The sequence below is a fragment of the Mastigocoleus sp. MO_188.B34 genome, from assembly GCF_030065675.1.
In the GTDB taxonomy this organism is placed as follows: Bacteria; Cyanobacteriota; Cyanobacteriia; order Cyanobacteriales; family Nostocaceae; genus Mastigocoleus.
In genome coordinates, this window is record NZ_JASJDK010000092.1 from 23734 (window position 1) to 32002 (window position 8269).

The window sequence follows — 8269 nt, forward strand, 5'->3', positions numbered from 1 at the left end:
AAATGTTTCAAATGATAGATAATTTCAACAGTTCAGAAATATAGATTAAGATTAAGCTATGAGCAAAGCTTCTGTTAGTGTAATTATTCCATGCTATTGTTGTTCGGGTACAATACGTAGAGCAGTAGAATCTGTAGTTCAGCAAACACTTCAACCAGCAGAAGTTATTCTGGTTGATGATGCCAGTAGGGATGAAACTTTAAGTGTGCTAAAAGCCCTACAAGAGGAATACAGTAGTGATTGGATTAAAATTCTTTCACTGGAGTCTAACGGTGGTCCTTCTGTTGCACGTAATGCCGCGTGGAATATAGCAACACAGGATTATATTGCTTTTTTAGACGCTGATAATGCTTGGCACAAAGATAAAATCCTGATTCAGTATTACTGGATGCTTGCAAATCCCCAAGCTTTATTGTCTGGGCATACAATTCCAATTGTTTTTTCCTATGAAAAGTTTTTGTCTACTCGAAATATTTCCTTTAAACAAGATATTAAATATAATCGAATCAGCAAAGAAGAAATTTTGCGGTCTAATCCTTTCGAGACTTCATCTATCATGTTACAACGAGATATAAAATATAGATTTGATATCTCAAAAAGATATAGTGAAGACTATTTTTTGTGGCAACAAATCTGTTTAGATGGTCATCCTTGTTTTCTGTTGAATGTACAACTGAGCTATATTTTCAATAGTTTTGGAACAGCTGGTCTAACCAGCAGAATACTCAAAATGAGGCTAGGAGATTTTAATAATTATTGGCAGCTTTGGAGGAAACATAAAATTTCTGTACAAACAATGATTTTTATGATATTTTGTTCTGCTATGAAATTTTTAGCTCTTATGATAATAGGTCCTGAAAAATATTCCCTCATGAAACATAGAATAATATTTGGTCACTACGAAACATAGGACAATTTTGCATAAATTAATAAATAATCTATCTCTAGAATTACAAAATACTAAAAAAATATGAATCCAAAAATTTCAGTAATTATTGTTAACTATAATGCTAAACCTCTTTTACAACGATGTATAGAAAGCCTATATCCTAATTCCAAACAGCAACGAAATTTATCTGAGATTATAGTGGTAGATAACGATTCTCAAGATGGAAGTCCAGAACTTTTAAGACAACAATACCCAGAAATAAAATTGATCGATAATCAAGAAAACTTAGGCTTTGGTAAAGCAAACAACCAGGGAGTCAGAGAAGCAATAGGAGAATACATTCTCCTGATCAATCCTGATACAGTAGCAGATGGCAACATCTTAGATCAAACCTTAAAATTCTTTGAACAACATCCGGATAATAAAAGTGCTTTTGGCGGAATTCTCTTAAACCCTGATGGAAGTCAACAACGAGGTTCAAGACGTAGCTTTCCCACATTCTTGAATGCATTACTACACTTCACCAAACTAGATAAAACCTTTAATTATAAAAAAGCCTATGATTTGTCCTGGTTACCAGTAGAAACACATGAAGTTGAGTGTGTCTCCGGAGCTTGTATCGGAATACCCAAAGTAATGTATGAAAAACTGAAAGGCTTTGACGAGCGATTCTTTTTGCATTTTGAGGATATTGACTTATGCAAAAAAATTCAGCAAGCGGGTTATAAATTGTGGTTCTATCCAGAAGTTAGATTATTTCATGAAAAAGGAGGTAGTTCTAACGGTTCTCAACCTATCAAAATTAAGGTTAATAAATGGTTTCTTGATTCTCTGGGTAAGTACTTATGGAAATGGGACAAACCCAGTGCAATAATATTTAGTCCTATATTAGGGTACTTGAAGTTTCTAGCATGGTTTAAAACTTTACAATTGAAAAAATCATAATTCTTATGACAATAGTATTTTCTGGTGCTACCTCTGATACAGGAAACCGGGTTCTTAAAAAACTGGTTCACCAATTTGGAAAAGAATCTATTATTTGCTTAGTAAGACAAACTTCTAATATTACATTTCTCCAACACCTAGGTGTTACAACTGTCAGAGGTGATGTAACCAAGCCAGAAACTCTTACACAGGTTCTCAATCCTTCCGTAACTTATTTGGATATGACACACCCCAAATACTACAACAAGTCACTTGAAGCTGTTGTTAGTGCTGGGGTAGAAAGAGCATATTTCGTGACTACAACCGGAATCTTCTCTAAATATAATCATTGTTCTCAAATTTATAAAGATAATGAAGCCAAAATCAGAGCTAGTGGTATTGTTTATACAATTCTGCGTCCAAGCATGATTTACGGTTCTATGCGAGATAAAAACATGCATAGATTAATTAAATTTTTAAATCGTTATCTAGTTTTTCCACTTTTCGACGCTGGTAAAAGCATGATGCAGCCAGTTTATGCAGAAGACTTAGCTGATGGGATATTTTCTGCTATTGTTAACGAGTCCAAAACAGAATATCAAGAATATAATTTAGCAGGACCTACAGCTATTAGTTATGACGAAATAGTTAATACCATACTCACTAAGCTAAACCGTCAAGTATTCAAAATTAATGTAAACACTAAACTAGCAGCTATAATTACCAAATTCGCTCAAAATTTACCAGGATTTCCCATTACCGAGGAACAGGTATTAAGATTGCAAGAAGACAAAGTATTCGATATATCAAAAAGTTGCAATGAGTTAGGCTTTAATCCTAGAAGTTTTAATGAAGGGATTAGTTTAGAAATAGAAGAAATGCGTTTAGTAAAAGTCATTCGCTAGTTGCCCACTTTAGAGATTAGCTCAAGTTAATAAACGATAAACCCCTTAAGAGGTATTCTGAAAGCAAGATTACCCTTCAAAATAATGGTCTTGCTTCTATTAATCTTACTTGGAATTATTCCCCTGAGAATCGTGAACGCTGTATTGATGAGTTTAGGATTTTAATCCTAGGTAGGTCATTGGCTAGTTGAGAATACTGCAATTCATCAATCTAACCTATCACTAACGATTCATTTAATTGTTCGCCGTTTGCTATCTTAAAATTTTATTATTTTTGTAGCAATACGTCTAAAGGTTTGAAATCAAGCTTTGCTATTATCGATGACAAATTCTAGACCTTCAATTATTTAGTCAAAACATCTACACTTTCCGAATTAAGAAGCTTTTCATTCCTGAGTTTTCAATTTTTCGATAGGGTCTCTAGATAAAGGTTTTGCGATTTGAGCTTCGATAACTTTGATTACGTACATCAATAGTAATGGCGATCGCTACAATGAAAATTTCCTTTGGATATCTGTTAAATAAAATATATTCTATATATAGACCACTTTCAAGACGGCAGAAACGCTATTTACTTATCACTACAGATATATCTTTATTTATTTTATCTATTTATACAGCATTTTTTTTACGTTTTGATAGTTTATTCCCGCTTTCAGAAATCTTTAATTACATTGGACTGATTATTATCCTATTTGCAGTTAAGTTATTAACTTTTAGACTAAAAGGTATCTATCGCCCTATTTTGCGCTATACAGATGTAGAGTTTCTAGCAAACTTTATTCAAGCTGTATTTTATAGTTCTGCAATACTAATAATCTTAGCTTATTTACGGGGATTATGGCCTATTCCTCGCTCAATCTTAATTATCGATGCGTTTTTGACTTTATTTTTAGTAATTGGAGTTAGACTGTTGATTCGTTGGTCAACTCAAAATCTGGTAGCTTCTATTGAATATCATCAATCTCCTGAACGCTTACTTATTTACGGTGCAGGCTCGGGAGGTTATCAATTAGTTAGAGCTTTATTAAACGATCCAAATTATTGTCCAGTAGCTTTTGTCGATGATAATCCAGAATTACAACAGCAAACTTTAGTTAAGGGACTTAAAGTTTACTCACCTAAAGATGTACCAAAATTATGGCAACAAAAAATATTTGATACTGTAATTTTAGCAATGCCTTCTGTAGGTAAAAAAGAAAAGCGTTATATTATTGAAAAGTTACAAGCTTTATCTATTCCCGTTAAAACAACACCAACCCTTGGGGAAATTATCTCTGGTAAAGTTGCAATTCAGAAAATTCGTAACATAGATATCACCGAACTGCTACAGAGAGAAGAAATAGCTCCCAACAAAAAACTCTTGCAAATGCAAGTCAAAGATAAAGTAGTTCTGGTGACTGGTGCAGGAGGCTCCATTGGTTCTGAATTATGCCGTCAAATTGCCCAACAACAGCCCAAGTCTTTAATTCTATACGAACTGAATGAATTTGCTCTTTACAATATAGACTTAGAACTCTCAGAAAATTTTCCTTCTCTCCAAATTTACCCCTATCTGGGGAATATTACCAATCAAAACTACTTAAAAACAATTTTAAATCGTCACCAAGTAGATACAGTTTATCATGCAGCAGCTTATAAGCACGTCCCCTTGGTAGAGGCGAATGCTGCAAGAGGAATTGAAAATAACGTTTTAGGAACCCTAGTTGCTGCTCGTTGTGCGATTGACTGTCAAGTAAAGCACTTTGTATTAATCTCAACCGATAAAGCAGTGCGTCCTACCAATATAATGGGAGCTAGTAAAAGAGTTGCAGAAATGATAATACAAGCATTTGCAACTCAACCAGAAATGATTACTTGCTTTGCAATTGTTAGATTTGGCAATGTACTTAACAGCAGTGGTTCAGTCGTACCGCGTTTCCGGAAACTTATTGCTCAAGGAAAGTCAATTACAGTTACCCACAAAGATATTACTCGTTACTTCATGTCCATTCCCGAAGCAGCCCGCTTAGTAATGCAAGCAGGGTCAATTGCAAAAGGAGGTGAAGTATTCTTACTAGATATGGGTGAGCCAGTTCGTATTTACGATTTGGCGATGCAAATGATTCGTTTAAGTGGATTGATACCAGGAAAAGATATTGATGTAGAAATTACCGGATTGCGACCAGGAGAAAAACTTTATGAAGAGTTGTTGATTGAAGGTAATAATGTCAAACAAACCCAACACCCAAAAATTTTCTTTGCCCGCGAACATTTTTGGAACTGGGAAATTTTACAACCGGAATTGGATATTTTATTAGAAAATGCTCGACTTAATCACTTAGAAGGTTTAATAATTCAACTGCGTAAAATCGTTCCAGAATATCAACCAAAGAATTCATTTTTTAAAACTATGGCGGCAGTAAAATAATAAATATTGGTAATTGGTAATTGGTAATTGGTAATTGGTGATAGCTGCTGTCAAAATAATTCAAGATTTATACAATCACCCATAGATACATTGTTTTTTTTACACGCTTAAGTATGTGGAGTTATTTTCTTCAAATTGTTTAATTCTCATGATTATTTGATTATTGATACAAAATTTATAAAATCACTTGTATTTGCTAATACTTGTATTTTAAATCTTTTTTACTAGTATAAGTACGTAAGCAAGAAGTGCATTTTTTATATTTCTGATAATTAATGTAACTAAAAAATGTTACTTCGTAAGTATTTACTACTTGACAATTTTAAATATGTTTTTATCTCTACAATCGCTCCTAAAAAGCGGAGTTTCAGCGTATTCTCTCGAAGAATACTTTGAATTCACTAAACCATTCTTAATTCTTTTAGTTATCAGCTTTTTCCTTAGTTTGATCGCCGTAGGTATAATCAAACAACATCTAAGTCAGCAACTTGTTGATATTCCCAACGAGCGAAGTTCTCATACCCAACCAACTCCAAGAGGTGGAGGATTAGGTTTTATCATTGCTTTTGTAATAGCGATTGTGGTAAACCAGATTTTTTCTAACACTCCGATCTATTCAAAGCAAAACTTACTTTGGTTAAGTTTAATTCCTCTAGTGCTAATAGGAATAATAGATGATTGGAAAGGAGTACCTGCAGGTATTCGCTATTTAGTACAACTAATTACATCCAGTCTTATAGTTATTCAATGCGGTGCTTTTCCACTTCCTGTATTGAGTCAGTTTGGCATAACAGGAGATATCATATCTATGATACTAACTGTCATTGGTATAACTGCTTTAATTAACTTTTACAACTTTATGGATGGTTTAGATGGCTTACTTGCAGGAGTAAGTGCAGTACAGCTAGGGTTTCTTGCTCTATGGTTTAACCAACCTCTGGACTGGGTAATACTTGCAGTTTTATTTGGATTCCTGTACTGGAATTGGTCCCCAGCCAAAATCTTTATGGGCGATGCAGGTAGTACTTTCTTAGGTGCTGTGATCGCAATAGGACTACTTAATAACAACAATAATCCAGCTTATGTTTGGTCAGCAATGGTAATTATTTTACCTTTAGTCGGAGACGCAATATATACCCTTTTCCGTCGTCTCATGCGTGGAGAAAATATCTTTAAAGCTCACCGCACTCATTTATATCAAAGACTTCAACAGTCTGGTTGGTCTCACGCTCAAGTCGCTACTACGTATATAGTATTCACCCTATTTGTTGGTAATTTAAACAGTCTCTTTGGAGCAACTGGAGCTTGGGTTGGTTCAGGTATTATCATAGCCGCTATTTTCCTCGGGGAAATGTACTTGAGTAACCGTAGATTATCTCATACATGATTTTCACTTTCTTATTTTTTAGGTAGATAGAGGTAAAATCTTTTGGATATTTATTTATATGGTTCTGGCGGACACGCTAAAGTAATACTAGATATTTTTTATCAACAGGGAAAATCAGTTAAGGCTTTAGTAGACGATAATCCACCATCTAAAATTAATAAAATTCATGTTAATAAAATTCATGGAGTCCCAATTTATCAAGCTTCAGAAATTTTACCTACCATTAGTCCAAAAAACAGTAGATGGATTGTTGCAATTGGCAATAATCGCATACGTGAACAAATAGCTCTCAAACTTGAAAATCAAGGATATTCCTTTACAACCGCTATTCATCCTTCAGCTAGAATTGCTTTAGGTACAGAAATCTCACCAGGAACAGTTGTAATGGCAAACACGGTGATTAATACTGATACTAAAATTGGCAGCCACGTAATTGTCAATACAGGTGCACTTATAGATCATGATTGTAATATTAAAGACTATAGCCACATTTCTCCTGGTTGTACCTTATGTGGTCATGTCAGCATCGGTAAAAGTACATTATTAGGAGCAGGAAGCACAGTATCCCCTTGTATTGAAATTGGCGAGCAAACAAACTGTCCTCCTGGTTCGATAATCATAGAGCCTTTGATTTCCAGCTATACTGCAGGTATCGTTTAGGGAAATTTTGTTAGAAATATCCAGAAATGAAAATTTATTGAGAATAAAATTGTAACCAGATAAGTTTTTGAAATTTTTCCCAAAGCTTCTAGATTAAATACTTTATTACTTTATTTGCTAAAGTGATGTAGTTTTTTTAAACTTTTCTAAGAGATTATCCCAAGCCATGTAAAGGTCATCTAACATATTGTTATTCTCAAGAACACAGTCAAACTTATCAATACTCAGATACTGATCGTGAGGCTGGCTATCTCTACATCGTTCTTCTCTTTGCAACCATACAGCTAAACCTCCTAACCTTTTCACAAGCTCTAACTCTCTAGGGAATCGAGTATCACTGATAACTATATTTGTACCTTGTAGTAATATTATTTCTAATCTAATTAAATTCTGAAGATAAATTTGTTCTCTGTCTGAAATCGGAGTTGCTGTTAGTTGCTCTAAAAATCCGGATTCCCGTTCCCACTCCTTATCCGCTTCCAAATAGCTTGGAATGATTTCCAGAGCCTCTTGATACCTTGGAGGAAGTGGAGCGTCAAAATTTTCAGCCACATGTAATCTCAGAGCAGTACCCCAAGAGAAAATTTGAAAACCTTTTGTATTTAAATATTGAGCACTTGTATCTTTTCCGCTACCAGATAAGCCGGAAATGCTGATAAGCATTTTATCTCCTAGAATTGTTTAATTTAATTTAATTTCTATGAAGATACATTTCCCTGAATAAAGGTCTCAAAAGTGACTTAAAACATTCATTATTGTAAGCTTGTCACAATATTTAGATATAGCAAAGTTAAATCTATACTTACTTTTTAAAATATTATCAGCAAGATATACCTTCACTGCGAGTATAAGACCATAAGTTAGAAGTTTTTCTCTATAAAACCGAATCAATCCGTAAAAATAAATAATTTCTCTAATAAGATAACCCTCTAAAATCAAATCATAACTAGTATTACTTGTTGTATTAACAGGAACGATAACAATGAATATTAGCAAAATTTAATATTTTGCCACTAGATAATTATGCTGGAATTTTCACTATATAGCGGTTTTCATTTGAATCAAATACATTTTTAAATTCCCAAATGTAGAGA

The 8269-nt window shown here is 33.8% G+C and carries 7 protein-coding genes; 6 read left to right on the top strand and 1 reads right to left on the bottom strand.

Annotated features, from left to right (window positions below; all coding sequences use genetic code 11):
• Nucleotides 1-58 precede the first annotated feature (58 nt).
• The 6 genes from QNJ50_RS19805 to QNJ50_RS19830 all read left to right on the top strand — a co-directional run bounded on the left by QNJ50_RS19805 (nt 59) and on the right by QNJ50_RS19830 (nt 7175).
• Nucleotides 59-910 carry a glycosyltransferase family 2 protein gene (locus QNJ50_RS19805; RefSeq protein WP_300638426.1) on the top strand — a complete coding sequence of 284 codons (852 nt, stop codon included), beginning with the start codon at nt 59-61 and terminating at the stop codon, nt 908-910.
• 60 nt (nt 911-970) lie between these two features.
• A complete protein-coding gene (locus QNJ50_RS19810) occupies nt 971-1834 on the top strand; it encodes a glycosyltransferase family 2 protein (RefSeq protein ID WP_300638428.1) in 864 nt (287 codons plus the stop codon).
• A 5-nt stretch (nt 1835-1839) separates the two neighbouring features.
• A complete protein-coding gene (locus tag QNJ50_RS19815; RefSeq protein ID WP_300638430.1) occupies nt 1840-2718 on the top strand; it encodes an NAD(P)H-binding protein in 879 nt (292 codons plus the stop codon).
• 493 nt (nt 2719-3211) lie between these two features.
• Complete coding sequence (locus QNJ50_RS19820) at nt 3212-5128, top strand: nucleoside-diphosphate sugar epimerase/dehydratase (RefSeq protein WP_300638432.1); 1917 nt, start codon at nt 3212-3214, stop codon at nt 5126-5128.
• Between the two features lie 328 nt (nt 5129-5456).
• Complete coding sequence (locus QNJ50_RS19825; protein WP_300638434.1) at nt 5457-6515, top strand: glycosyltransferase family 4 protein; 1059 nt, start codon at nt 5457-5459, stop codon at nt 6513-6515.
• Between the two features lie 42 nt (nt 6516-6557).
• Nucleotides 6558-7175, top strand: coding sequence for an acetyltransferase (locus tag QNJ50_RS19830; RefSeq protein ID WP_300638436.1), 618 nt, complete (start codon nt 6558-6560; stop codon nt 7173-7175).
• Nucleotides 7176-7292: 117 nt separating this feature from the next.
• Here the strand turns inward: QNJ50_RS19830 and QNJ50_RS19835 are convergent, their stop codons facing one another.
• A complete protein-coding gene (locus QNJ50_RS19835; protein WP_300638438.1) occupies nt 7293-7838 on the bottom strand; it encodes a hypothetical protein in 546 nt (181 codons plus the stop codon).
• Between the last annotated feature and the right edge of the window lie 431 nt (nt 7839-8269).

Bases quoted from the DNA above. Each gene is read 5' to 3' on its own strand.
- QNJ50_RS19805 (WP_300638426.1), top strand. From the start codon at position 59: ATGAGCAAAGCTTCTGTTAGTGTAATTATTCCATGCTATTGTTGTTCG.
- QNJ50_RS19810 (WP_300638428.1), top strand. From the start codon at position 971: ATGAATCCAAAAATTTCAGTAATTATTGTTAACTATAATGCTAAACCT.
- QNJ50_RS19815 (WP_300638430.1), top strand. From the start codon at position 1,840: ATGACAATAGTATTTTCTGGTGCTACCTCTGATACAGGAAACCGGGTT.
- QNJ50_RS19820 (WP_300638432.1), top strand. From the start codon at position 3,212: ATGAAAATTTCCTTTGGATATCTGTTAAATAAAATATATTCTATATAT.
- QNJ50_RS19825 (WP_300638434.1), top strand. From the start codon at position 5,457: ATGTTTTTATCTCTACAATCGCTCCTAAAAAGCGGAGTTTCAGCGTAT.
- QNJ50_RS19835 (WP_300638438.1), bottom strand. From the start codon at position 7,838: ATGCTTATCAGCATTTCCGGCTTATCTGGTAGCGGAAAAGATACAAGT.